Genomic DNA, 1,155 nt, shown 5'->3' with positions numbered 1-1,155 from the left:
GGTAGCGGGCGTTGAGCGACTCGATGGCGTTGGTGGAGCAGATGACCTTGCGGATCTCCACGTCATAGTCCAGGAACGGCACGAACTCCGACCAGGCCGAGCGCCAGAGCGCGATGATCGCCGGGTACTGCCCGCCCCAGGTGTCGGTGAACTCGGCGAAGCGTGCCTCGGCGGCCGCCTCGGTCGGGGCGGTGTAGACCGGGCGGAGGTCCTTGGCCATCTGCTCCCAGTAGCGGCGGCTGGCGTAGCGGAAGGTGTTGCGGATCAGGTGCAGCACACAGGTCTGCACCACCGTGGCCGGCCAGGCGGTGGTGATCGCCTCGGGCAGCCCTTTGAGGCCGTCGCAGACGGCGATGCACACGTCGGCGACGCCGCGGTTCTTGACCTCGGTGAGCACCTGGAGCCAGAACTTCGCGCCCTCCCCACCGGCGCTGCCTTCGCCGGCCCAGATGCCGAGGATGTCGCGGTGCCCGTCCACGGTCACGCCGATGACGACGTAGAACGGCCGGTTGGTGACCTGCCCGTCGCGGACCTTGACGTACAGGGCGTCGATGAAGATCACCGGGTAGACGGCGTCGAGGGGCCGGTTCTGCCACTCACCCATCTCTTCGAGGACCTTGTCGGTGATCTTCGAGATGGTGTCCTTGGAGACCTTCGCGCCGTAGACCTCGGCGAAGTGCGCGGCCACCTCGCCGGTGGTCAGTCCGCGGGCGGTCAGCGACAGCACGATCTCGTCGATCCCATCCAGGCGGCGCTGCCGCTTGCGCACGATCACCGGGTCGAAGCTGGCGTCGCGGTCGCGCGGCACCTCGATCTCGACCGGCCCGATCTCAGTGAGCACGGTCTTCGTGCGGGTGCCGTTGCGGGAGTTCCCGCAGTCACGCCCGGCCCGGTCGTGGCGGTCATAGCCCAGGTGCTCGCTCATCTCCGCCTCGAGGGCGGTCTCGAGCACCGTCTTGGTCAACCCGGTGAGCAGCCCGCTCGGGCCGACGAGCTCCACGCCCTCGGCCCGGGCTGCCTCCACGAGTTGTTGGGCGAGTTGCTCCTGATCGATCCGATCTGGCACAGGCTCGATCGTGTCCGTCATCGCTGGTCCTTCCCCCGGGACACGCCCGGAGCTACAGACCAGTTACACCGAAGATCAGACACTCCCCC

1 protein-coding gene is annotated in these 1,155 nt (G+C 68.1%); it reads right to left on the bottom strand.

What is annotated here, in order from left to right:
- A partial coding sequence (locus PSD17_RS17430) for an IS256 family transposase (protein ID WP_339123539.1) occupies positions 1-1,087 on the bottom strand: 1,087 nt, incomplete at its 3' end.
- Positions 1,088-1,155: the final 68 nt, after the last annotated feature.

The organism is Pseudonocardia sp. D17 (assembly GCF_036984265.1).
GTDB lineage: Bacteria > Actinomycetota > Actinomycetes > Mycobacteriales > Pseudonocardiaceae > Pseudonocardia > Pseudonocardia benzenivorans.
This window is presented reverse-complemented; position numbering and strand designations above follow the sequence as displayed.